A 24526-nucleotide genomic window follows, 5' to 3' on the forward strand; every position below is an offset into this window, starting at 1 on the left:
TACGGTTAATGCGTCCATTGTAGGGGGGATTGTGTTTGCAATCTAGTCGTTAGCTCAATGCTTTATGCTAAATGAGTCAGCGTTTATGTTGGCACTCCCCTCGGTCAACGTCATTGGGGCCAGTAGTTGCGCACTTAAGACAGGTCCATTCGCTTTTTCTAATATCAATTTCATCTTGATAATGACTAAATTGACTGTTTTGATTTTGTCTTTGTTGTTTGGTTAAGTGCTTTATACGGTTATTTAGCCAACGACAGCTAGGATCGTCCACAACATTGATGCCAGCTTGGCGTGATGAGGTATTGGTTTGTTGGTTGGCTTTAATAAGCCTTTGTAGGCTAGGTTTGAGGTAGATTTCATCGGCGCGATATTCTAATGCTGAGCGGGTGTCGCTGGGTAAGCTAATCGTATTACCTTGGCTATCACTGGCAGATTGTAGTGGTAAGTTTTTGGCGTTGTCATTAGTGAGTGATACGGCTTTATTCGTCGATGCTTGAGTTAACTCACTGAGTTCTCCAGCATATAATATTGGAGCACTTAATAAGGTTATCCATTGCACGACACATAAGGTGGCGAATTGCACTTGGCGGGTAAACATATGCGTTCCTTGCATAGCTTAATCTTGGTCATTAAGTGTAGTCGCAGATGATTAAATTGCGAGCCTAATGCTTCAAAACGTCCAGCCTATGTGCACGCCAGTATAGGTTGTATCTAGACTGCCTTGATGATTTTCGGTACGGGCTTGCAGCTTGATGTCCTCTAGAGCAATAGTGCGGCTAAGTTGTGCTGAGACCGTTAGGTTAGCTGTTAATTGGTACAGTGCTTCTAAACCAAATTGCACATGGTTAGCGCCATTGTGTTGTTCGCTGCTGTACTGAAAATCAACGCCATGTACTAAATAGGGGGTTAATGTGAGCCGCTCGTTAATATCCCATGGACTGTGTAAACTGAGCTCCACAAAGTAGCCCGCCGCTTCAGTGGCAAACGTGTAGTTAATGGTTGGTACCAGCCAGCGAATACCGTTATAGGTTAATGAACTGAAAAATTCATTGTCAGATGTGCGTTCAGCGCCATAACACTCTACGCGCTGATAACCCAGGGAGAGATCAACTTCATCATGAAGTTGGAGGGTGTATTCTAGACCTGCATTCCATTCAATATAGTGAACTTGAGTCGCGCGTCCAGCAATGGCAAAAGCGACTAAGTTATCTTGTGCAACACTGGCGACACCCCAAACAATCCCACCGTTGGCTAAGTTATTGCGTCCTTGGCTAATATAATGATCATTCCAGGCAACATCGAACGCCATTATTGGCTGGTCTTCCGCCATGGTAAGCGCGGATGTTAAGGGAAACGTTATTACAATAAAGAGAGCAACCCAAAAATAGCAGACACAATGCTTCTGACTTGGCAGGTAACAATCAAAGGGCATATTTATCTTGCTCATAGTTACAATGTTGCTAGAGAGATATTGATGCCGCGTATGTTAGCCTTTTTAAAAATTAATTAAATGATAATAAGTCTTATTTGAGACTTCTGTTCAATATTAGATATTTTGCTCAAGTAGCAAATTAAAGTGGGAGCTTGGTCATTCTATTCCCTTGATAAATCGGTTAAGCAGAAAGCATATGCTGTAATGGATCTGCGAGAGTACCCTCGAAAATGGGCAATGGAAATATCATCGGGTGTATTAGAAATGCTGGTTATATTTGTTAGGATAAATTGCTCCAATGCTTGAAAATGGCATTATTTAACCCAATATAAGCTAAATACTCACGCGAAATATTTCGAGGAATCTTTATGAGCAATCCATTGCTAAGTGGCGCAGAATTACCAGAATTTTCAAAAATCAAACCTGAACACATTCAGCCTGCTGTTGAGCAAGCGATTGCCAAATGTCGTGAAACCATTGATGAGCTATTAGCTAAAAATAGCTCATACACTTGGGATAATCTAATTGCACCCCTTGAAGAAATCGATGATCAATTAAGTAAAGCATGGTCACCTGTGTCGCACATGAACTCAGTGATCAGTAGTGATGAATTACGCGATGCACACGATGCTTGCTTGCCGCTTTTGTCTGATTACGGCACTTATGTTGGTCAACATCAGGGCTTGTACGAAGCGTACAAATCGATCCATCAATCTGCTGAATTTACTGCGTTAACCCAAGCGCAAAAAATGGTCATAGAGCAAAGCTTACTCGATTTTGAATTGTCTGGTATCGGCTTAGACGATAACCAAAAAGCACGTTATGGTGAGATTGTTAAACGTTTATCTGAGTTAACTAGTCACTTTTCGAATCAACTGTTAGATGCTACCGAAGCGTGGACCAAGTTGATTACTGACCAAGCCGATTTAGCCGGTTTACCGGAATCAGCGATTTCAGCTGCCAAAGCAATGGCGGATGCCAAAGAGCTAAAAGGTTGGTTATTCACACTTGATTTCCCGTCTTATTTACCTGTGATGACCTACAGCGAAAATCGTGAGTTACGTGAAGAATGTTACCGTGCATTTGTGACTCGTGCGTCTGATCAAGGCCCTAATGCTGGTGAGTTTGATAACACCAACAATATGAATGAAATCGTCGCACTGCGTCACGAGTTAGCTAATTTACTCGGCTTTGCTAGCTACGCTGATAAATCATTAGCCACTAAAATGGCAGAAAATCCAGCGCAAGTACTGGGCTTTTTAAATGAATTAGGCGAGCGTTCTAAAGATCAGGCTGCCACTGAATTAGCCGAGCTACGTGCGTTTGCTAAAGAGCATTATCACGTGAGCGAAATGGCATCATGGGACTTAAGTTTTTACGCTGAAAAACTGCAACAGCATAAATACCAAGTGTCACAAGAAATATTACGCCCGTACTTCCCTGAAGATAAAGTCTTGTCAGGTTTATTTTATACTGTAAACCGTTTATTCGGCTTAACTATTAGTGAGCAGAAAGGTGTCGACACTTGGCATAAAGACGTGCGTTTCTTTGATATTTTTGATGATCAAAAACACCACCGCGGTAGCTTCTACTTAGATTTATATGCTCGCAGCGGTAAGCGTGGCGGCGCATGGATGGATGATTGTCGCGGTCGCCGTATGACCTCTACGGGTTTGCAAAAACCGGTAGCGTATTTAACTTGTAACTTTAATGGCCCAGTGGATGGCAAACCGGCATTATTTACCCATGATGAAGTAACCACTTTGTTCCATGAGTTTGGCCACGGCATTCACCATATGCTCACCAAGGTAGATGTTGGTGGCGTGTCTGGTATCAATGGTGTGCCTTGGGATGCAGTAGAGTTACCAAGCCAGTTTATGGAGAACTGGTGCTGGCAAGAAGAGGCGTTAGCGGAAATTTCTGGTCATTATGAAACTGGTGAACCATTACCAAAAGCCTTGCTGGATAAAATGCTAGCAGCTAAAAACTTCCAGTCTGGCATGATGATGGTGCGCCAACTTGAGTTTTCATTATTTGACTTTAGAATGCATCACGAATTTGACCCAGCAAAAGGTGTCGATATTCAAGGCATTTTAGACCAAGTACGCAGCCAGATTGCGGTATTAACCCCACCAAGCTTTAATCGTTTTCAGCATGGTTTTGCTCATATTTTTGCTGGTGGTTATGCGGCAGGTTACTATAGTTATAAGTGGGCCGAAGTACTCTCCGCTGATGCTTTTTCGCGTTTTGAAGCCGAAGGTATTTTTAATGCTGACACTGGTAGAAGCTTTTTAAACAACATTCTTGAGATGGGCGGCAGTGAAGAGCCGATGGCGTTATTTAAACGCTTTATGGGCCGCGAACCAAACACTGATGCGTTACTGCGTCACAGTGGTATTGCGGTGTAATAGGATGGATTCAAACATAAGAGGTACTTAACTCGTGCCTCTTATTAACTGACTAATTAATCTTTATTGAGTAATGAATATTCAATAAAGATTAATTAATTTAATTTGGCGACATCTTTTTAGTTTTAAACTGTGTATAACTATTGTTTTGGTTTTATTCACAGCATACATTTACGGTTGTAAATTTATCATTAAACTCCCATGGATCCAGAACATTGACAACCACACCCAACGCTATATTTTTCGAGTTAACTCCCGGAAAAATTGTTGATTTACAGATCGACCATCCCGTTAAATTGCGTCTTAAAGCAATGTTGGTCGGGTACGATCTAGGTCAATATATTATCCTCAAGCATCCAGCTCCTCAGAATATGAGTAACTACAGTGATGTGCTTGTGGAAGGTAATGTTGTGGTGGTTCGTTATTTATTGGAGGGCCAGCAAGGCGAGTGTTATGCATTTCGATCGGCAATTAGAAATATCACTAAAATCCCTGAAAAATTTATCTTCTTAAGTTATCCCGCTAAAATAGAAAACCGTCAGCTTCGCACTCATCAACGTTTTGTGACTCATATACCTGCATCTATTGTCACAAGAGACGATGATGATGTAAAAAAAATATCCCAATTAAAAGGCATTATTTCGGATATTTCTGCCAAAGGCTGTGGTTTTGTATTCAAAACTGATAACTCGAAAGTTAAAGTTAATCCGAAAGATATTTTCATCATTATGCGTTCACCCAACGATACTGAAATAACCATTCCCGCGAAGGTGTGCAATAGTCGCTTTGAGAACGGAAAAGTTAACGTAGGTATTCAATTTGCAGAAGATGATGAACAAGTTAGGGCCATATTGAATCAGCTTTCTATTGAGTTATAAGCTAGAGTCTTGGGCATAATCATTTCGTTAACGTCAGTGTTGGAGCATAAGCGGCTCTAAGCTGGCCCTTGGTATAGACTCACAATTAATCGCAACTTGTTTATTCTGGTTTTCGCTCTTGAAGCACTTCTTTAAAGGCGAACATAGCGTTTAATGCCGCAGGAAAACCAGCATATACTGACATTTGTAATAATACTTCTTTTACTTCCTCTTCGCTGCAACCGACATTTAAAGCCGCACTCAGATGAACCTTGAGCTGAGGTTTACAATTACCTAATGCGGTCAGTGCGGCAACAGTGGCTATTTCTCGCGACTTTACATCCAAACCGGGTCGGGTATATATATCGCCAAACGGATATTCAATGGTAAATCGGGCTAAGTCAGGGCAGATATCTTGTAGGCTTTCGATAACATTATGACCTGCTTCACCGTCAATTTTGGACAACTGTTCCAGACCTAAAGTGAATCTTGAATTTGACATTGATGTACTCCTATTGATAAGTAGAAGTCACACCTTACAAGTTAGAGTTAACTCTAAGTCAACTGACTTTATTAGCTTTATACAAATTAATTTTGTTTTCTAGCGCCAGTAAATGATTTTTCTGAAGTGCAATGTGAGCCTGTAACTGGTCTTTGTGACACTCAAGTAGTTGTTGGCGGTCTAACACTGTACCTGGCCCTAATGCTCGCAATTGGGCATATTGCTGAATTTTGGTTAAAGCCATCCCAGTGTCTTTCAGGCGTTTGACAAAATTAATCCATTCTAAGTCTTTGGCTGTGTAGACTCGATGGCCACTGCTGTTTCGCTGAATCTTGTTGAGTAAACCGACTTTTTCATAATATCGCAGCGTATGAGAAGATAATCCGGCTAACGTCGAAAATGCTTTCATGTTCATCATTTATTTTTTACCCTGCAAATGGCTACATTCAGCATTATTATTGACCTAAAGGCGGTTGCCATAATTCGACTTTATTACCTTCAGGATCGATCACCCACGCAAACTTGCCAAATTCAGACTCATCTATCTTATCGAGGACGTTACAGCCTTCAGTTTTTAGGGCTGCGACGACAGCTTTGAGGTCTTCAACTCGGTAATTGATCATAAATGGGGCTTGGCTTGGGGAAAATTGGTCGCTTTTCTCTGAACTCACCGCCCAGATAGTCGTTCCACCTACGGGCTTGTTATTTGAGTCGCTCCAGGAGAAAGCCGTGCCGCCCCATTCCTGAACATCAATGCCGAGATGACGCTTGTACCAGGCTTGTAATGCAGGTGCATCTTTTGCTTTAAAAAATATGCCGCCGATACCTGTGACTCGTTTCATGTGAACCTCCCATGTACCATGTTTAGAGATGTCTTTGTGTTACCTGGTAATGTATTTAACATTCCATTATTGGCTTACAGTATGATGTAGCTAAGGCGTCTATTAATCTTTTTCGTTCGTTGAGTTATGTTGTTTTTTTACTTTCGCTATGATCTCGGCATGCTCTGGTTTAATGGGCATGACTTTTACGAGACTAACATTGCTACCGCCAGTGTTCCCCGTTGGTACGCCTTTTATTGCAGTGAATAAAACCGCCCCAATGATACGAATCATTTGACCTATGGCTTTATTCATATCACGCTGTTTTATTGCCCAACGCAGCATTAAACAATGCACTTTTACATGCCAATAGGTTGATTCCTGCCCAAGCACGTGAGCATTCTCAAGGTAAACAAATGAATCTGCAACATTACCTAAACGGTCGGATTGATCTGCTTTAGATAACTGCTCTTGCACGTAAGGAGTGATATTTTTGGTATAACTATTCAATGTTACCTCTCCAATTTATTATCCTCAGCTGAATTTTCGTCGTTATTTTTTTGAACTTCAGAGTACAACCAGTTAAAAATTGGCCAAAAAAATAATAAAGCGCTGTCATTAGGGCGGCATAAATACCGATATCAACGATACGCGGTAAGTCAGATAAACCGGTAAAATTATCTTCCAACGAATATGTCACAAAACTGGCTACACTAATTGAGCAGATTAGCGTTAAGTACAGCGAGAGTGTGCTAGTGGTATTCTATTTACTCATAAGCGTCCTTTATTTCATGTTGGCTCATTCTCAAGGGTAGCCGTGAGCAATATCTGTTGAGGTTATTTATCCTGCTTTTTTCAGTCTTCAATGTAAAGTATTGCATAACTTAAACATACTCGTTGAGTTCAAATGAGAGTTATGCGGTGGTAGTCCTCGGGGTGAGGGGGAGAGGTTATGGATGGCAAATAACAAGTTATACAAGGATTAACTCATAAGGCCTTATTTTCTATAATCTTCATGATTTCAAACATAAAAAAAGAGGTGCTTAGCACCTCTTAATCTTGTTATTTCATCTTCATTCACTGCAGATAAGTCTGCTTATGAATGACGTATTAGTAACATATTATGCCAGTTTTAAATCGTACTGGTTGCGGTACATCACCATGTCTTCGATGGTGAGTACAGGCATGTTGTGCTTAAGGCCAAAGGCGATAATTTCTGGTGTTTTGGCCATGCTGCCATCTTCGTTGGCCAGTTCGCATAATACGCCAGCTGGCATTAAGCCTGCCATTTGCATTAAGTCGACGGTGCCTTCGGTATGACCACGACGAGACATCACTCCGCCAGCGCGAGCACGTAATGGGAATACGTGTCCAGGATGAGCCAAGTCTGATGCTTTGGCATCGCGGTTTGCCGCAGTTTTAATGGTGGTGACACGATCTTGAGCGGAAACGCCAGTGGTCACTCCATGCTTTGCTTCAATGGAGATGGTAAACGCAGTTTGGTTGGCGCTGTTGTTATTGATAACCATTGGCGGCAATTGTAACTTGTTGGCGTGTTCGTCGGTTAAGCATAAACACACAATGCCGCTGCATTCGCGGATCATTAATGCCATTTGGGCTGTGGTTAAGTGCTCGACAGAATAAATAATGTCGCCTTCATTTTCGCGGTCTTCATCATCGAGTAGTAATACGCCTCGGCCTTCTCTAAGCGCTGCTAATGCATTTTCTACACGGGTGATTGGTTCGCCAAATTCGGCAAGTAGTGATAACTGATTCATGGTTGTACTCCTAAAATGACCAGAATCAGGGCTTGTAAAGAGGGATCTAAATCCAAAACAAATTGCATCAATAGCCTAGGCTAATTGATGTATCTCTATTCTCTCTCATCCGGACTATAACCGTCGGCTCTGGACTGTTAGACATTACTCATGAGTAAATACCTAAGTCACCAGATCTGCTGACCTCGACGAATCGAGCGCTCGCGGGCTCACTTTTTCAAGTATACCGCCGGTGGGGAATTGCGCCCCGCCCTGAGAATTAAAAACAATATGTGTGTGTTAAACATCTAAGCTCAGACTGCTGGCTCAGCAAAACACGCAACTATGTTAATCAGTTAAGATTAAGATGAAAAGGGGTATCGGTCTCATTAATGTAATAAAGCATTACTAATGCTTATTTTACAGCGCAGCAATACCTAGGTTCAGTTATCTTAATCACTGGATGCAAATATCTATTGTTTAATGAGTTGAACGAGCTTGCTCACTGGTATGACCTTTGTTAGCCTGATGCGTTTATATCAGGAGTCACAGTTAATGAATTTGTATTTTCGTTTTATTTGGTTGTTTATATGGCGTATAGGGCATTGTAAAAGCATCGGTTTTTTAGGTACTAGCCGGATTGATTATCGTGTGTTGCCATTAGATTGTGACATCAATTTACATCTGACTAACTCCCGCTATCCAGCCTTTATGGATCTAGCCCGCACTTATTTGATAGCCGAAATGGGCTTGATGAAGGCATTTTTAAAAAACAGATGGTTACCCATTGTGAATGCTGCTGAGTTTACTTATATCCGCGATATTAAGCCATTTGAAAAATTTACCATAAACACCAAAATTGTCGGCTGGGATGAAAAGTATTTTTATATTGAGCATCGGATGCACACCGAGCGCGGCTTACATTGTATTGCTCATGTACGCGGTGTATTTATGTGTCGGGGTAAACAAGTGCCGATAGAAACCTTAATTGCGGCAGCCGGTTTCACTGGCGATGTGCCAGAGTTGCCAGCGGAAGTGGTTAAATGGAAACAGTTTTTACAGCTTAAAAAACAACGTAATATTTAATTATCATTATGTGAATAACATTCTAAAGTAAACTGGATGGTACAAGATTACGTACCAGTGATGAGTGTTTATATAATTGATATTGTAGTGAGGTTGAAGCGTGGCAAGGTTAGAAAAATTCAGCGATATTTGGGCTCGAGCCTGTGAGCGTAAAGGCGGACCTGCGGTAGTGAAGTCGATGTTACCGGATACTCTCGATATTGACGAAATCAGCCAATATACTGATGCTCAATTGCTGTCTGTGATGAGCAAGCGGGTGTTTCAAAGTGGATTTGTGTGGCGAGTGGTTGATAACAAATGGCCTGCCTATGAGAAAGCTTTTTTTGGTTTTGAGCCGATGAAGGTACTGATGCTTTCACCCGATCAAATTCAACAGCGTGCAACCGACCCTGAGCTTATTCGTCATCAAAAGAAAACACAGGCGATTGTTGATAATGCCTATATGATCCAACACATTAACCAAGAGCATGGAAGTTTTGCGGAGTTTATTGCTCATTGGCCAAGCGATGATATTACCGGTTTATGGCAAGTGCTTAAAAAGCGCGGCACTCGTTTAGGCGGTAATACTGGGCCCTATTTTTTACGGGCAATTGGTAAAGATACCTTTTTATTAAGCCAAGATGTTCAAGCCTATTTAACTGGCCATAACGTGGTTGATGCTGGCTTTACATCGCAAACTGCTTTACGCCAAACCCAAGCGGCTTTTAATCATTGGCAACAAGAGTCGGGCATGAGCTTGGCGCAAATTAGCCGGACGATTTCATTGGGCGTGGGCGATAATCGCGTTTAATTTTTCATGCTTTAAACGATGCGGTTAAACCTTATAACGACATAAAAACATGGCAGTAATATTGGCGGCAATCTGTTGTTTTTGTTCATCGTTCAATGGCTCTTCAACTTGAAAGATTAATGGCCAAAAACATTGGCCTTTTATCAAACTCTGCAATTCTGCTTGCGCTTGCTCGACATCTGTCACGCTTAATCGCTCATCTTGCGTGGCCGCTTTAATCCAACGTAAAATGGCATTCTCTTCTTTGATCACTTTTTGTAATTCTTGCTGCATTTCAGTGGTATAGAACAAATGACCAATCAACATACGCGACACTTCAATGTGTTCTTTTGATTGTAAGTAGTCCATATCGTCACGTACTAACTGCTGTAATTGTGCTTCTAAAGGTTGATGTGCGTCATACGCTACAGTGGGTTGAGATAATGCTTGCTCCCACAAATCAGTCATTAAAGTCATGACTAACGCTTCTTTAGTCGCAAAGTGATTATAGACTGTTCGTTTAGACACCCCAGCCACTTCGGCTAACTTATCCATACTGGTAGCCGTAACCCCTAATGATTTAAAGGTTGTTCTGGCGGCCTCTATAATCGCAGCACGTTTTAATTGGCTACGTGTTTGTTTTTCTGAGTTCATTGGTTTCATCTAAGCGATCTTATTGTAATATTTTACACTGAGCAGTTTACTTTTCAACAATGGATTATTAAACTACACTGTGTAGTTTACTTTTTGAAGCAATAGTTAAAAATAGTTGCAGATTTTAGGGTGATAAACACTATCATTATGTTCCTCAAACTTTTAATCAGACTGCTTTGAGCTATTGGTGGTGGCAGAGGATCATCTTAGTCAGCCACAAAGGGCATTGAAATTAAATCGCCTGATGGCATGTAAGGCTTATAGCACAAGATATTGTTTAACACTGGCTATTTTAATGGCTTTTACAAATTGATGACTCTTTTTGGCTGTTTGACTCAGCATGTTTGCTATGGGCGCCTATAATAAATTACCACGCGATATCCAGATGTTGTCATTGCCATGCTCACAGACGCATATTGATGTTAACGCTAAGGTGATAAAGTCAGTAAAATAGCCAGTTTAATTTACCATTACATGATTGGTTTGAGTCTTTTGGGCGTATCAGTCAATTAACTAAATATAATATGAGCTTGCTGACTTTTAATGATGCTCAAATGGTTGGCTAATTCTCAAGCTGGCGAGTAATGCTGGCTATAGTATGCTTGCAGTATAAAAGATTGATGGTTTAAATAAGCTTGTCATCAACAACCACTAGGTTAGTGTATTACTGGTGAACATTGGTGCGGTTGTTAACCCACAAATTGATCCAGCTGAGATGTTAATAAATAGTGTTAAGAATGAAATAATTGATCGAGCTTGTTTTATTACTCACTCGAATAGCACAATTTGTTAACTTTTTAAGTATATATAACGTAAGCTTATTATTTATTTACAATTTATTCGCATCAGCTAAGTTGTTTGAATTTTATACCTATGCGATAAAGTACACAGAAAATTTTAAAGTTTAATATTAGCTATTTTCAAATCGGCTACTCAAGATCGAGTGGCGCATATTGAAAATAAATTGGAGTAGGAGCACTCATGCACAAAGCATTGAAAGTCGCCGCAGTTATTTCTGCTGCATTATGGATTACCGCTTGTGGTAAAGGGGATGAAAATGCCCAGTCACAACAACCGCGACCACCTACACCTGTTGGCGTGATGACCGTTGAAGCGATTTCGCAAGCGATTCAAGTTGAGCTACCTGGCCGCAGTCGTGCGTATTTAGAAGCCGAAGTACGACCGCAAGTCACAGGTATTATCACTAAACGTGCCTTTACTGAAGGGACTGAAGTTAAGCAAGGTCAATCACTGTATCAAATTGACGCCGCAACCTATAAAGCAGCACTGGTAAGTGCGCAAGCCGATCTTGCGAGTGCCAATGCTGGTTTAGCCTCAGCCAAAGCCAAAGCCGCGCGTTATGACAAGTTAGTTAAAACCAATGCGATCAGTAAGCAAGATTTTGACGAGACTGAAGCGGCATATAAAGAAGCACAAGCTGCGGTTGTGGTTGCTAAAGCCGCGATTAATACAGCGACAATTAACACTGAATATACTGAAGTTAAAGCACCGATTTCTGGTCGTATTGGCAAATCATCAGTGACTGCCGGCGCCTTGGTGACGGCAAACCAAAGCAATACGTTAGCGACAATTCAACAGCTTGATCCCATTAATATCGACATAGTGCAGTCAAGTGCGCAGCTGTTACGTTTAAAAGCTAACTTACGTTCTGGGCAGTTACTGGAAAGTGAAAATGCTAAAGTAACCTTAATCCTTGAAGATGGTAGCACCTACGAACAACAAGGCATTCTACAATTTGCTGAAGTTAACGTTGATGAAACGACTGGCTCTGTAACCCTTCGCGCTGAGTTTCCTAACCCAGACGGAATACTGTTACCGGGTATGTATGTTCGTGCATTGCTCAATGCTGGCCAAGATCCACAAGCGATTTTAGTGCCACAACGTGCCATTACACGTAACTCTAAAGGTGAAGCTGTCGCAATGATAGTTAATCAAGACAGTAATGTTGAAATGCGCGTGGTAAAAACAGCTGAAGTGATTGGTAATCAATGGCGCATCGTTGATGGTTTGTCTGTTGGCGATAAATTAATTGTCGAAGGATTGCAAAAAATTCGTCCTGGTGCACCTGTTTCAGCTCAGGCGTTAACGGCTGACCAACCACAAAAATAGGGAATCATTATGGCTCGCTTTTTTATTGATCGCCCTATTTTTGCTTGGGTGATTGCATTATTAATTATGCTCGCGGGTGTGTTAGCCATTAAAGGCTTGCCCATTGCACAGTATCCGAGTATTGCACCGCCAACAGTGGTGATCAGTGCTTTCTATCCTGGTGCTTCGGCTAAAACCATGGAAGACACGGTTACTCAGGTGATTGAGCAGCGCATGACCGGGCTGGATCACTTACGTTATATCTCATCGACCAGTGACAGTTTTGGTAATGCGAAGATTACCCTGACGTTTAATGCTGAGGCCGATCCTGATATTGCTCAAGTACAAGTTCAGAATAAGCTGCAAGCGGCTACTCCGTTATTACCCACTGAAGTTCAGCAACAAGGTGTACAAGTTAACAAGTCCAGCTCGGGCTTTTTAATGGTGCTTGGCTTTGTGTCTGCTGATGGTTCAATGGGGAAAAGCGATATTGCCGATTATGTTGCTGCCAACGTACAAGACCCAATGAGCCGTGTACCTGGTGTGGGTGAACTGACACTTTTTGGTGCGCAGTACGCAATGCGTATTTGGTTAGACCCGCTTAAGTTAACCCAATACAAACTAACCAGTATTGATGTCATTGCTGCAATACGTGAGCAAAATGCTCAGATATCAGCGGGTCAATTAGGTGGTGCGCCTTCGGTTGCGGGTCAAGAGCTTAACGCGACGGTATCAGCACAAAGCCGCTTACAAACACCAGAGCAGTTTAAGAAAATTATTGTTAAATCTGATTCGTCGGGCGCCAACGTTTTTCTAGCCGATGTTGCCAGAGTGGAATTAGGCGCAGAAAGCTACGCGGTAGACTCATATTATAATGGTAAACCCGCATCTGGTTTAGCGTTTAAATTAGCCACCGGTGCGAATGCGTTAGACACTGCAGAGGGTATTAAAGCCAAAGTTAATGAGATGAAAGAGTTTTTCCCTCAAGGGCTTGAGGTGGTTTATCCCTATGATACAACGCCGTTCGTTGAGCAATCAATCGAAGGTGTGGTGCATACATTGATAGAAGCCATAGTGTTGGTGTTCTTGATCATGTACCTGTTTTTACAAAATTTTAGAGCAACACTTATTCCAACAATCGCTGTGCCTGTGGTGTTATTAGGAACATTTGCTGTGTTATCTGCAGCCGGTTTTACCATTAATACCTTAACCATGTTTGCCATGGTATTGGCGATTGGTTTGCTAGTAGATGATGCGATTGTTGTGGTTGAAAACGTTGAACGCGTAATGTCTGAAGAAGGCTTAAGTCCGCTTGAGGCAACCCGAAAATCAATGGATCAAATTACCAGTGCCTTAGTCGGTATCGGTTTGACCTTGTCGGCGGTGTTCGTACCAATGGCATTTATGTCTGGCTCCACCGGGGTCATTTATCGTCAGTTCTCTATTACTATTGTTTCAGCGATGGCTTTATCGGTGTTTGTCGCCATCGTGTTAACGCCGGCATTATGTGCCACCATGTTAAAACCAATCGAAAAAGGTCATTCCTACGCAGATACAGGGTTCTTTGGCTGGTTTAACCGTAAGTTTGATGCAATGACATCGCGTTATGAATCAAGTGTCGGCAGTATTCTTAAGCGTTCTTTTAGAGTCATGCTGATTTATGTTGGTTTAGTTATTGCTGTGGGTTGGATTTTCTTACGCATGCCAACGGCATTCTTACCCGATGAAGACCAAGGTATCTTGTTTACACAAGCGATTTTGCCAACTAACTCCACCCAAGAAAGCACGGTTAAGGTATTAAAAGACGTTTCTAATTATTATCTTACTGAAGAAAAAGACATTGTGAGGTCAGTCTTTACCGTTTCAGGTTTCAGTTTTGCTGGTTCTGGGCAAAATATGGGACTTGCGTTTGTGGGTTTAAAAGATTGGTCTGAACGTGAAGCACCGGGTGAAGATGTTAAATCATTGGCAGGACGAGCCATGGGTCACTTTGCGCAAATTAAAGAGGCGTTAGTGTTTGCCTTTGTACCGCCATCAGTGATTGAGCTTGGTACTGCAAATGGTTTTGATGTCTACCTGAAAGACTTAAATGGTCAAGGACACGCCAAGTTAATTGAAGCGCGTAATCAATTATTAGGCATGGCTTCACAAAACTCGAATCTTGTTGGGGTTCGTCCAAATGGTCAGGAAGATGCGCCGATATACAAAATTAATATTGATCACGCTAAATTGCGTGCTTTAGATATTGATATTAATAGCGTCAACAGCGTGCTGGGTACCGCATGGGGTGGGTCATATGTGAATGACTTTATTGACCGTGGCCGAGTTAAAAAGGTTTATGTTCAGGGGGATGCTAAATATCGTATGCAACCTGGTGATTTAGACTCTTGGTATGTACGTAACAATAATGGTGAAATGGTACCGTTTTCGGCATTTGCATCCGGTACTTGGGAATTTGGCTCACCACAATTACAGCGCTTTAACGGTGTACCCGCGGTCAATATTCAAGGCTCAACAGCACCGGGTTATAGCACTGGTGACGCGATGGATGCATTAGAGGAGATGGCCAAGCAGCTTCCTCCAGGGTACGGCTTAGAGTGGAATGGTTTGTCGTACGAAGAACGTTTGTCGGGTAATCAAGCACCTAGTTTGTATGCTTTATCTATCCTAATTGTGTTCTTGGTATTGGCTGCTCTGTATGAAAGCTGGTCAGTGCCTTTATCGGTGATTTTAGTGGTACCACTAGGGATTATTGGGGCGCTATTGGCAATGAATGGTCGCGGTTTACCTAACGACGTATTCTTCCAAGTCGGTCTGTTAACCACGGTGGGCCTGGCGACTAAAAACGCCATTCTAATTGTCGAGTTTGCCAAGGAATATTACGAAAAAGGATCTGGGCTAATTGAGGCAACATTACATGCGGTACGTGTGCGTTTACGCCCAATTCTAATGACTTCATTAGCATTTGGTTTAGGTGTTGTGCCATTAGCGATTAGTTCTGGAGTTGGCTCTGGTAGTCAAAATGCCATCGGTACTGCGGTATTGGGCGGTATGATGACCTCCACCTTCTTAGGTATCTTCTTTGTGCCGTTATTCTTTGTGGTGGTTGAGCGCATTTTCAGTAAGCGTGAAAAACCAACGGAAGAGGAAGATGAAAAAGTCGATAACGATAGAAAAAATATTTAATTTTTTACATTATTGATTGTAAAAAGCCCAGTTTAACTGGGCTTTTTTATGACTATTGTTTTTGAAAAGATACAGAGAGTGAAAACTGACTCAAAAGGTATTAAGTCGGCATTATTAAACGGTATTTTGGTTTATATTCAATAGAAAACTGAAAATGTGTTTAAAAAACACTCTGGTTAAAATTGTATTAGGTGTTTGATAAAGTTAGCTATTTAATTGTAAACGGTACGGTTTTAGGTCACACATGTGCAGATTTGTTGTGTTATAGTCAAAATGTTAATTAAAACAGCTTATTAACATCTATTCGTGCTTTACTGATACTTTAATGGTTATTTTTTAGCTAAGCTATCATCGATAAAGATGAACTTTTGATTAAATTATGATTATGATAGTGAATAACAATAATAAAGGATGTCACCATGCAGGCGCTATTTATTAGCCTCACTTTAGCCGCTATTCTGGCTTATCTTTGGTATGCCAGTCTACTTAAAAAGCGCACTTCAGCCATTGAAGCGCTGAAAGTGATCGACGCAAAAATTGATAAAAGATTAATGTTGTTCACTGAACTGTGCCAGGAAAAAAAGTCGTATCAACACCCCCTAACTGATGATCAACAAGCTCAATTGTTGCAACTTAAACAAATGCAGCCCCAACATGATTGGGAACAACCCATAGAAGAATCAAACGTAGCGGGCGGCTCCTTGTCGGTATCTATTGCTGCGTGGCAACAGATTGATCAAGGTTTAGAGGCGTTATTATCAACGGTAAATAAAGACAAACTGTGTGCTGACCAGCTTGCCGAGTATTTACAGTTAGAACTCGATTTTGTCCATGCAGAGGATTTTTACCGCAAAGCCGTCGACGAGTTAAACAGCGGTGTTAAAATTTTTCCTGGATCTGCTGTGGCTAAATTTGCGCGTATCGCGCCGATGCCAATATTCGATCAAGTGCAGGACTAACCCAATGATATGGGGTAATCGACAGACGCTATTGGGTATCATGGGATTGTTGGCTTGCGCTGGTTTACACATGCAGGTGCAAGCCAAACAAGTGATTTATCCCGCCGTAGAAGAAGTTGACAAGCCACAACTCAAAGCTAAGTACTTGCCTGAACAAGCTGCAGTTAAAAAACAGTTATCGTTACAACCTACACAACCTGCACCCGTTGCAGAAAACACCGCTCCGGCATCAGAAATGGATAAGATGACGAGTCGAAGCAAGGTTGATTCAATCAAAGATCCATTGTCATTAACAGCAGGCTATGTCGATGAAAAACCGCAGCCGCGCACCTTAACGAATGACTACCCGTTAAAGCCGTCGGCCAGTGTACCGAGTAAGCAGCGCATTAAGGCGAGTTATTCCGACAATGGTATCGTGAGTGATTTAGGCGTTGAAAAACGTAAAGTTTACCAATATAAGCAAACCAATGGCGTGATGGTATTTAGCGATGTACAACCGCAGGGTGATGACTACCAAGTGCTGTTGTATGAATGTTTTGCATGTCGTGTCGACTCGGTTATCGATTGGTATAAAATTCCATTATTTACTTCACCTTTTGCTGCCGATGTTGCTTTAGCAGCGCGCCAATATCAGCTGGATCCTGCACTTATTCGGGCCGTTATTCATGCTGAGTCGGCTTTCAAAATGGGTGCACTATCAAAAGCGGGTGCCAAAGGCTTGATGCAGTTAATGCCTGCGACCGCTAGCGATATGGGCGTTGATGATCCTTTTAATGCTCAGCAAAATATTCGCGGTGGCAGTCGTTATCTTGCACTGTTACTCAGCCAATTCAACGGCGACATTGATCTTGCGTGTGCAGCATACAATGCTGGCCCGACTACTGTGATGCAATACCGCGGCATACCGCCCTATCCTGAAACACAAGCTTATGTAAAGCGTGTAAAAATATTATTAAAACGCTATCAAAAGGCATTAGCCAGTTAATTTAAGGTAATTATTAATGAATCATTTACTTGATAAACTTCACTCCAAGCGTATCCCGTTCCGTCGCACTCAGGGCTATGGCCTTACTAGTATGGCCGGATTACTGATATTGGGCGCTGTAGCTGTCCCCGCCGTTGCTGCCGATAAATCATCAGCTGCGCCATCGCAAGAAGATGTGCGTTTATACGACATCGCGACTGCACCACAAGCCCAGCGGATTGAGCAAGATATTCGCACTTTAGTCGGTTTCGGAACCCGCCATACCTTGTCTGATACTCAATCTGATACCCAGGGTATTGGTGCTGCAAGACGTTGGATTGAAGCTGAATTTAATCGTATATCTAAAGAGTGTGGCGGCTGTTTAGAAGTGGTGACTGTGGCTGATACCGTTCAAGGTAAACGAATTGCGAACCCAACCGAAGTGGTTAATGTTATTGCTATTCAACGTGGTCAAACAGATCCTAAGCGCGTAGTGATGATGAGCGGTGATATTGATTCACGTGTCAGTGATGTATTAGATGCCAGCTCAATTTCTCCTGGCGCTAATGACAATGCGTCGGGGGTTGCGGGAGCGCTAGAAGCTGCTCGCGTATTATCAAAATATCAATTTAACGGCACTATCGTTTATGCTGCGTTGTCGGGCGAAGAGCAAGGCCTGTATGGCGGTAATATTTTAGCTGACTATGCTAAAGCGCAAAATTGGCAGGTTCAAGCAGTATTAAATAATGACATGATTGGCAATATATCAGGCATTAATAGCGTGGTGAATAACAGTAGTGTGCGGGTATTTTCTGAAGGTGTACGTATTGCCGAAACCGCAGATGAAGCCAAAGAACGCTATTTTAGTGGCGGCGAAAATGATTCTGCTTCACGTAATTTAGCCCGTAAAATTAAATCGTTAGCAGACCAGTACATGACTAATTTAGAGGTGATGCTAGTGTATCGCCTCGACCGTTTTGGTCGTGGTGGACATCATTTACCGTTTAATCAGGCTGGCTTGCCTGCCGTACGGATTATGGAAACCAACGAGAACTATAATCGTCAGCATCAAGATATTCGCGTTGAAGATGGCATTGCGTATGGTGATGTGATTGAAGGTGTCGATTTTGACTTTACAGCCAAACTGACTGCACTTAATGCACTGAGCTTAGCGTCTCAAGCGTGGGCACCAGCACCGCCAACCAAGGTTACCATTGCAGGGCAAGTATCACCGAGTACCACCTTAAGTTGGGCAAAAAGTGATGATAAAACTGTTGTTGGATATCGCGTCTATTGGCGTTTAACCACAGTGCCACAATGGACTCACAGTCGCTATGTCGGCAAGGTTAATCAGTTCACGTTGGATAATATGGTTATCGATAATTACTTATATGGCGTGGCCAGCGTTGCCGCGAATGGCAATATCAGCCCAGTAGTGTTTCCGGGTGCAGCAGGTGCATTCTTTAAATAAAGTGACCTGAAATGATTTTAAGATAAAAACAAAAATGCCCAAACCGTTGCTACGGTTTGGGCATTTTCTATTATCTACTATCAGTAATCATTCTTCACATTGCACTGCAACATAAAGCCTGCAGAGGCTAAATTATTCACCGACTTCCCACTTCACAGTCGTATGGCCATCGGCATGATCTAGATTTAATAACGGCGTTAAATAATCTTAGCCACTAAATCATTAATCATTTACACGCCACAGCAACATAAACCCTGCAGAGGCTAAATTATTCGCCGACTTCCCACTTCACAGTCGTATGGCCATCGGCATGACCTAATAATGGGGTTAAATAATCTAATGCTTCTTTAGCTAATACATCTAATTGCCAAGGTGGGTTAATAACCCATAAGCCAGCAGCTGTCATGCCAAACTCGTCACTGTCAGCGCTAACGGCTTGCTCAATACGCAACTGTTTTTTAATTCCGCTGTTTTTTAGCAAGGTTAACATAGCTTCTGTTTGCTCACGTTTTACCACTGGATACCATAAAACAAATGTCCCAGTCGCAAAACGTTTATGAGCTTTAATAATGGTTTCAGCCACATCCTGATAGTCAGTTTTCATTTCATAGCTGGGATCAATTAATATGACTCCACGGCGCTCTAATGGAGGAACCGCGGCAATTAATCCTTTTAAACCATCGCCTCGAATGACTTTTACTTGCTTGTCGTCAATGAAATAATTTTCCAGTAACTCGTGGTCAGTAACATGCAGTTCGTGCAATACCATACGATCTTGTGGACGCAGTTCGACATCGACAATCGCAGGTGAACCAGGGTAAACCGTTAATTCACCATCAAATTCAGCGTTAAAGTGCTTTACTGTCTCAACGTAATCAGCCAATGCAGTAGGTAAATTTGCGTGGTCCCATAATTTAGCCACGCCGTCTAAATACTCGCCCGTTTTCTGAGCAAACTCATCGGTCAATGAGTAGGCGCCGGCACCTGCATGAGTATCGATATACACATAAGGTTTATCTTTTTTCTGCATCGCTTTTAATACTTGAATAAGCATTGAGTGCTTAAGCACATCGGCATAATTGCCTGCATGATAACCGTGGCGATAACTGAGCATGGGCATTTCCATTTACTAAATGAGACAGCAAAAACTGTGTAATAACGACATTATAAGTTTTCTAGCGCGCGAGGTATAGGTGTTCACTGGTGATGGCTTTTGGCATAATGGCGTAGTTTCTTATATTGGCATGGTAATCATCTTGTTGCAGACACCTATCTTCTTTAATCAGCAGTATCCTTCATTAGTCGATATTGCCCAGCGCTGGCAGCTTGTGTGGGACCAGCATGCTGCTTTTGAATTGCGCTTTGAGCAAAACTGCCTAAGTTTGCATAAACGAGATGAGCCTAAACTAGACGGCATTAGTGTTGATTTTGTTTCTGGTGCGGTTGCTCATCGGCGTAAGTTTGGTGGCGGGCGAGGTCAATCTATCGCCAAAGCGGTTGGATTAAAACAAGGCTTAACGCCAACGGTTGTGGATGGAACTGCCGGCTTAGGCCGTGATGCATTTGTATTGGCCAGCCTAGGTTGTAAAGTCATTATGGTTGAACGAAACCCTGTGGTTGCCGCGCTACTCGAAGACGGTTTACGCCGCGCGTATGATGATGCTGAAATTGGCCAATGGATGCATGAGCGTATGAGCTTGTTCCATGGTTCCAGCCTAAATGCATTAGCCGATGCGGTGAAAACGAGCACTAACGTCAGCGAGATTGATGTGGTTTATCTTGATCCCATGTACCCACACCGTGAAAAGTCAGCGCTGGTAAAAAAAGAAATGCGAGTATTCCAAACCTTAGTTGGGGCTGATCTTGATGCCGATGGATTACTGGCACCTGCTATCGCATTAGCCACCAAACGTGTTGTTGTAAAACGCCCTGATTACGCTGAGGATTTAGACGGTGTAAAGCCGCATTCTGTGATTGAAACTAAAAAAAATCGCTTCGATTTATACATCAAATCCGCGATGAAATAACCTCTAGTCGAGCATTAAATATTAGTGTTTTAGGTTATTACTATTGGCTTTAGATTGCGAATCTTGATTTTGTTGAGTCTTTGAGGAAAGCTAACTGGCTTTTACCTCAAAAGACTCATCCAAATGTCGTTGGAACTCGGCAGGATATTCTTGCTTAGCAATATGCCTGCACTAGACCAATAAAACATGGTTACAAAATAAAGGTGGCGACTTTGTTGCTCAAATCTGTCGCACGGTCTTTGAGCATTGTGGCTTGGTCTAAATGAGTCATCGCCGATGAGGTGATCTCATCAGTGACATCTTTTATCGCAACAGTATTTTTAGTTATTTCGTTCGTCACCTGTGTTTGCTCTTCTGCTGCTATGGCTATTTGACCCGCCATATCAGAAATCATATTGACCGCTTCAGTGATTTCTTCCAGAGCGTTTGCCGCAGCGTTAACATCATCAACACTGTTATTGGCTAATGTTTTACTACTGTCCATCAAGCAAACAGCTTGTTTGGTTGTGCTTTGTAAGGTTTCGATAGTGGTATAAATCTCTGCCGTTGAGTCTTGAGTCCGACGAGATAATACTCGCACTTCATCAGCCACTACGGCAAAACCACGACCTTGTTCACCCGCACGAGCAGCCTCAATGGCTGCATTTAATGCCAATAAGTTAGTTTGCTCAGCAATCCCTTGAATTGTTGTCAAAATGCTAGAGATGGCTTGTGCATGTAGGCTTAATTTACCAATGACGGTCGTGGTTTCATCTATTTCTGATGCCAACGAATTAATGGTCGTGCGAGTTTTATCAACTAAACCTTTACCTTGAATACTGCTTTGGGTTGACTGTTGTGCCGCCGCAGCAGTACTTTCAGCATTGGCTGCAATTTCATGGGTTGCGCATGACATTTCCGTCACTGCAGTCGCAACCATTGCGACTTCTTGCTGTTGGCGTTGTAGCTCATCAACACTTGTTTGATTTGTAAGTAAACTCTGCTCTGCATCTAAATGCAGTTCGTGCGCCAGATGACGAATATGGCTGATCAGCTGATGTTGACTACTCACAAAGCGGTTAAAGTTATCGGCTAGCACCCCGACTTCATCCTGACTGTCGACAGTGATGCGTTGGGTTAAATCACCATTGCCGTCAGCGATGCGGGATAATGCTTGTGATACACGGCTTAATGGTGCAAGTAACAGGCTTAATAACCATGAAATTGATAACACACTGATAATCAGTACTAATACAGCCAATCCTAGTTGGGTAAACATTAAACTGGCAAGTGGTGCTTCTAGGGTTTGTTGGTCGAGTACAAAAACCAGTTGCCAATCAGTATTCGGTATCTCTTCGCTCCAGAGTAATTTATCTCTGCCTTCAGTATCAAAATAGACAGGTACTAATTTGCCTGTTTGACGACTTGATTGGATCAATTGACTGCTTAACTTATTATCAATAGACGTAATTTTGCCCATCAATTTATTTGCGTCTTTATAAGCAATCACAGTGCCGTCTTTATGCATCATTATGGCATAACCGTTGGCTGGCAGGGACATGCTGTTGACGCTATCGACTAAGCTAGCAATTGAAACATCGCCAGCGACTACGCCATTGCTGGTCGGTTTAGCGATAGTGACGACCAATACATTAAAGGCGACATCTACGTAAGGTTTGGTAATAATTGTTTTACGTGCTTGTTGCGATTGATGGTACCAAGGACGCGATCTAGGATCATAGCCGGTACGATCAATACTCGGGTCTGAATCAATCATTATGCCATTATTGTTACCGAAATAGGTTAGCTGAAAATCGCCGGAGATTTTTGCTTGTTGCAAAGCATTAAGCGTATCACCTTCGACCTTAGTGGCAACTGAGCTGATGATCCGTTTACGATCAGACAACCATCCTTCAATTAGTTTTGCCTGTTGTTTACCAGATTCACTTACCTGATTAACACTACTTTGCAGTAACGAGCTTTTTTGGGTTGAATAGCTGTGCCACGATAATAGTCCAATGACAACCGCAAGGGCGAGGACAACCGATAGTAATATCTTTTGCTTTAGTGAATATGACTTCATATGGGATGTTAATACTGTTTATTTAAATTGAGATACGAAAATAAATACAGCTTTGTGGTTGCTGAATTTAGAATATGAATTGAGATAAGGGAGAGTCATCTCAATCTTGCTTTTATTTTCGCACACATAATAAAGCAACAAAATTAAAATCAATGTATAACAATATTAATGTCGTTTTTGTCATGTTTATAAAATATTCACTGATTCTGAATGTTAATTTTTAATTTAAAATTCTATTAATGTAAATATTAAAAGACATATAAATCCAACTTGTATTTTTTTTGTTTAAAGTATTCACACCTAGTGTATTTATACTAAAAAGGCTTTAAATCTGTTTATCAGGATAGATTGATATTTATCCATTACTGTAGCTTGCGGTCATAAGCATACTGTTACATATTGCTATTAATCGCTAAGTCTAGCAAAAGCTACTTATTGCTGAACACAGCACAGTCACGACCTTGTCCTTTTGCGAGATAAAGTGCCTCATCTGCGCGTTGAAGCCAAGTATCAGCCGTTGTACCCGGTACCCATGGGGCAACGCCAAATGACACGGTTATTTCTTTGCCATCTGGTGTTTTCAACTCTTGCTTAATCGCCGTTTTAAGATTATCAATAAACATATGTTGATCACTCATATTGGGAATTAATAATACAAACTCTTCGCCCCCGAACCGATAAAGTCGATCGTATTTACCAATATGTGAGGTGGTGATAGTTACAAAATCTTTTAGTACTTGGTCTCCAACAGCATGGCCGAACTTGTCATTGACTGTCTTAAAGTAATCTAAATCTAGAATAGCCAATAATTGCTCAATACCATTATTTTCTGCATTAGATAAAGCCGCTTTTATATCTGAGCTCATGGCGCGGCGATTAAATGCGCCAGTGAGTTCATCAATAGTGTTGAGCTTTTTTAGTAAGAGAAACTGCTTCACGCCATGACTGGCATGAATAAATGCACTCATTGATAACATCAAGATTGTTATAACAAAGGAGTTTAATGAAATTGTATTAAAAATATCAGACATGGCCACCATAGCAACGCCAGCGACGAAATTAATACATAAGGCCTCAAGCGGTCTGACTAGAATAAAAGTACTTGCGAAGACAGGATAAACCCACAAAAAACTGTCGATTCCATTTGCTATCACTATGGCTACAACACCGGTATTAATAAATACCGCTGCTATTGCGCTTACTATGCGGATTTTTTTAGAGAAATATGCATAAGCGACCAATGCGACTATGCCTAGTATGAGCGTTATATCAATACCAGCAGCAATAAAGTTACCATCGAGGTAACGTATTACTACAAATGGAAAAACACCCATTATAGCCACAGTACCCAGTAGCAAAAATAATGACAGTTGATATTTTTGCTGTAGTTGATTGATCATAATGCTCTCGCAGTAAAATGAATGATTATTCTTATCAGGCTACATATTACCAAGTGGAAACC

The 24526-nt window shown here is 41.8% G+C and carries 20 protein-coding genes, 1 pseudogene and 1 riboswitch; of the genes and pseudogenes, 10 read left to right on the plus strand and 11 right to left on the minus strand.

The window, feature by feature from the left end; translation table 11 throughout:
* Positions 1–76: 76 nt before the first annotated feature.
* Together H5123_RS13170 and H5123_RS13175 are read right to left on the minus strand one after the other, a co-directional pair.
* Positions 77–598, minus strand: a complete 522-nt coding sequence (locus H5123_RS13170; RefSeq protein ID WP_182698260.1) for a hypothetical protein — start codon at positions 596–598, stop codon at positions 77–79.
* 72 nt (positions 599–670) lie between these two features.
* A complete protein-coding gene (locus tag H5123_RS13175; RefSeq protein WP_259395297.1) occupies positions 671–1330 on the minus strand; it encodes a hypothetical protein in 660 nt (219 codons plus the stop codon).
* A gap of 470 nt (positions 1331–1800) precedes the next feature.
* On the opposite strand from H5123_RS13175, the gene prlC reads away from it, so the two are divergent.
* Positions 1801–3840, plus strand: a complete 2040-nt coding sequence (gene prlC / locus H5123_RS13180) for an oligopeptidase A (protein WP_182698262.1) — start codon at positions 1801–1803, stop codon at positions 3838–3840.
* 215 nt (positions 3841–4055) lie between these two features.
* Positions 4056–4718: a PilZ domain-containing protein gene (locus H5123_RS13185; protein WP_259395665.1), complete on the plus strand. Its 663-nt coding sequence runs from the start codon at positions 4056–4058 to the stop codon at positions 4716–4718.
* Between the two features lie 100 nt (positions 4719–4818).
* On the opposite strand, the gene H5123_RS13190 is transcribed toward H5123_RS13185, so the two are convergent.
* The 5 genes from H5123_RS13190 to ribB form a co-directional block, all read right to left on the minus strand.
* Complete coding sequence (locus H5123_RS13190; protein WP_182698263.1) at positions 4819–5199, minus strand: carboxymuconolactone decarboxylase family protein; 381 nt, start codon at positions 5197–5199, stop codon at positions 4819–4821.
* A gap of 58 nt (positions 5200–5257) precedes the next feature.
* A complete protein-coding gene (locus H5123_RS13195; RefSeq protein ID WP_259395666.1) occupies positions 5258–5617 on the minus strand; it encodes a MerR family transcriptional regulator in 360 nt (119 codons plus the stop codon).
* Positions 5618–5654: 37 nt separating this feature from the next.
* Positions 5655–6041 carry a VOC family protein gene (locus H5123_RS13200; protein WP_182698264.1) on the minus strand — a complete coding sequence of 129 codons (387 nt, stop codon included), beginning with the start codon at positions 6039–6041 and terminating at the stop codon, positions 5655–5657.
* Positions 6042–6143: 102 nt separating this feature from the next.
* Entirely contained in the window at positions 6144–6530 is a 387-nt protein-coding gene (locus H5123_RS13205; protein WP_182698265.1) for a DUF3703 domain-containing protein, read from the minus strand.
* A gap of 611 nt (positions 6531–7141) precedes the next feature.
* Positions 7142–7798 carry a 3,4-dihydroxy-2-butanone-4-phosphate synthase gene (gene ribB, locus H5123_RS13210; RefSeq protein WP_011639277.1) on the minus strand — a complete coding sequence of 219 codons (657 nt, stop codon included), beginning with the start codon at positions 7796–7798 and terminating at the stop codon, positions 7142–7144.
* Between the two features lie 93 nt (positions 7799–7891).
* Positions 7892–8062, minus strand: a riboswitch (FMN riboswitch).
* Between the two features lie 270 nt (positions 8063–8332).
* Between ribB and H5123_RS13215 the strand changes: the two genes are divergently transcribed.
* Together H5123_RS13215 and H5123_RS13220 are read left to right on the plus strand one after the other, a co-directional pair.
* Positions 8333–8863, plus strand: coding sequence for a thioesterase family protein (locus H5123_RS13215; RefSeq protein WP_182698266.1), 531 nt, complete (start codon positions 8333–8335; stop codon positions 8861–8863).
* 100 nt (positions 8864–8963) lie between these two features.
* Entirely contained in the window at positions 8964–9653 is a 690-nt protein-coding gene (locus tag H5123_RS13220; protein ID WP_124016740.1) for a DNA-3-methyladenine glycosylase I, read from the plus strand.
* Positions 9654–9677: 24 nt separating this feature from the next.
* Here the strand turns inward: H5123_RS13220 and H5123_RS13225 are convergent, their stop codons facing one another.
* Positions 9678–10295, minus strand: coding sequence for a TetR/AcrR family transcriptional regulator C-terminal domain-containing protein (locus tag H5123_RS13225; protein ID WP_124016741.1), 618 nt, complete (start codon positions 10293–10295; stop codon positions 9678–9680).
* A 972-nt stretch (positions 10296–11267) separates the two neighbouring features.
* Between H5123_RS13225 and H5123_RS13230 the strand changes: the two genes are divergently transcribed.
* The 5 genes and pseudogenes from H5123_RS13230 (at position 11268) to H5123_RS13250 (ending at position 18975) form a co-directional block, all read left to right on the plus strand.
* Positions 11268–12416 carry an efflux RND transporter periplasmic adaptor subunit gene (locus H5123_RS13230; RefSeq protein ID WP_124016742.1) on the plus strand — a complete coding sequence of 383 codons (1149 nt, stop codon included), beginning with the start codon at positions 11268–11270 and terminating at the stop codon, positions 12414–12416.
* A 9-nt stretch (positions 12417–12425) separates the two neighbouring features.
* Positions 12426–15581 carry an efflux RND transporter permease subunit gene (locus H5123_RS13235; protein WP_124016743.1) on the plus strand — a complete coding sequence of 1052 codons (3156 nt, stop codon included), beginning with the start codon at positions 12426–12428 and terminating at the stop codon, positions 15579–15581.
* A gap of 419 nt (positions 15582–16000) precedes the next feature.
* Positions 16001–16540 carry a hypothetical protein gene (locus H5123_RS13240; protein ID WP_124016744.1) on the plus strand — a complete coding sequence of 180 codons (540 nt, stop codon included), beginning with the start codon at positions 16001–16003 and terminating at the stop codon, positions 16538–16540.
* Between the two features lie 361 nt (positions 16541–16901).
* Positions 16902–17525: pseudogene (locus tag H5123_RS13245) on the plus strand (lytic transglycosylase domain-containing protein); the annotation flags it as partial.
* 91 nt (positions 17526–17616) lie between these two features.
* Positions 17617–18975: a M28 family peptidase gene (locus tag H5123_RS13250; RefSeq protein ID WP_404948313.1), complete on the plus strand. Its 1359-nt coding sequence runs from the start codon at positions 17617–17619 to the stop codon at positions 18973–18975.
* Between the two features lie 268 nt (positions 18976–19243).
* Here the strand turns inward: H5123_RS13250 and H5123_RS13255 are convergent, their stop codons facing one another.
* On the minus strand, positions 19244–20089 hold the full coding sequence (locus tag H5123_RS13255; protein ID WP_124016746.1) for a 23S rRNA (adenine(2030)-N(6))-methyltransferase RlmJ: 846 nt from the start codon (positions 20087–20089) through the stop codon (positions 19244–19246).
* Positions 20090–20219: 130 nt separating this feature from the next.
* Between H5123_RS13255 and H5123_RS13260 the strand changes: the two genes are divergently transcribed.
* Entirely contained in the window at positions 20220–21002 is a 783-nt protein-coding gene (locus H5123_RS13260; protein WP_182698301.1) for a class I SAM-dependent methyltransferase, read from the plus strand.
* 190 nt (positions 21003–21192) lie between these two features.
* On the opposite strand, the gene H5123_RS13265 is transcribed toward H5123_RS13260, so the two are convergent.
* Positions 21193–23064: a methyl-accepting chemotaxis protein gene (locus tag H5123_RS13265; RefSeq protein ID WP_182698268.1), complete on the minus strand. Its 1872-nt coding sequence runs from the start codon at positions 23062–23064 to the stop codon at positions 21193–21195.
* A 428-nt stretch (positions 23065–23492) separates the two neighbouring features.
* Positions 23493–24464 (minus strand): GGDEF domain-containing protein, encoded by a 972-nt coding sequence (locus H5123_RS13270; RefSeq protein ID WP_182698269.1) that lies wholly within the window; start codon positions 24462–24464, stop codon positions 23493–23495.
* Positions 24465–24526 lie beyond the last annotated feature (62 nt).

This window comes from Shewanella sp. SR43-4 (genome assembly GCF_014163845.1).
Lineage (GTDB): Bacteria > Pseudomonadota > Gammaproteobacteria > Enterobacterales > Shewanellaceae > Shewanella > Shewanella vesiculosa.